At 33.5% G+C, this 1,130-nt stretch carries 1 protein-coding gene; it reads right to left on the reverse strand.

Going from position 1 to position 1,130, the window contains the following annotated elements; genetic code table 11:
• Positions 1-271: 271 nt before the first annotated feature.
• Complete coding sequence (locus ACH5TW_RS00270; protein ID WP_439334470.1) at positions 272-970, reverse strand: DUF6985 domain-containing protein; 699 nt, start codon at positions 968-970, stop codon at positions 272-274.
• Between the last annotated feature and the right edge of the window lie 160 nt (positions 971-1,130).

Genomic DNA, 1,130 nt, shown 5'->3' on the forward strand with positions numbered 1-1,130 from the left:
ACAAACTCATCGGTTCCGTTTTCAGCAACTTGGTCAATATATTCACATAGATTTCTCCAAGCAACAGAACTTCTGTCTTGAACGTTATTCGGTATTTTGGAAATTCTATTGTTCATCGTATGGTTTAGCTTGTGCCTAACGTGTTCGTGTATGGCTAGTTGCGTTGGCAAGAACTAAGTTAGTAAAAGAAACCGAACCAATAGGAAAATCCGAAGGATTTTCCGAGTACACACAAACTAGCAATTGGTTATACACGTTGTTGTGAAACGTTTTATCTCCAAAACTTCCACCAATGAGTTTTCTTTTCTTTATAGGGTTTTATCACTTTAGTTTTAATAAAATCCTCTTCCAATGGCTTCTTTTCCTCTTGTTGTTTTTTGAATTCTAAGTTTTGTTCTTCTTCAAGAACTTCCAGCTCTTTTTCAGATAAATCTTCTTCTGCTACCCATTGCAGAAACGAACTATCAGCGCCACCTATTTTGATTACTCGATTCATATAAGTCATTACACCTAATCCGTGTTCGTCATCCCATTCGCAACCAAATTCAAAACCTACATATCCAATATTGTTTTTATGGACATTTACAAAATGTAATCTAGATAATCCGATTAATTTTTTAAACTCATTATTAGTTGTAATGTCTGGCATTATTTCTTGTTTCTCATCAGACTCATAGTCATAAATATTCTGAATTTCAGGGTATTCTTTCAATAGAGCACTGAGAATTTTCTCCTTAATTATTTCTTGATTTTCAATTACATACTTATAAGCGCTATATTGATAATCTTTCGGTTTATCCAAAATTAAGGTTGAATCACCTCCAATAGCATAATCAAAAACACAATCAGTTTCAGCAGATGAATCTTTTGATCCATAAATACCTTTTCTACTTTGAAATCCTTTCCATGTGGGAAGATAAACCTCTCCTTCAAGGTCAAATGGTTCAATGTTATTTTTGTTAGTATCCAAAGTTTCTTTTAAATGTTTTACAACGGTTGTGTATAAGGATAGTGCGGTTTTGTGTCCGAGGATTTTCCGCAGGAAAATCAGAGTGACTAAAAAAGCACTAACCTTTAGATTTAGGAATAAATTTAAGCATTATTCCTTATACTTTGTTGCCCACAGTAGA

The organism is Thalassobellus sediminis, from assembly GCF_044386045.1.
In the GTDB taxonomy this organism is placed as follows: domain Bacteria; phylum Bacteroidota; class Bacteroidia; order Flavobacteriales; family Flavobacteriaceae; genus Thalassobellus; species Thalassobellus sediminis.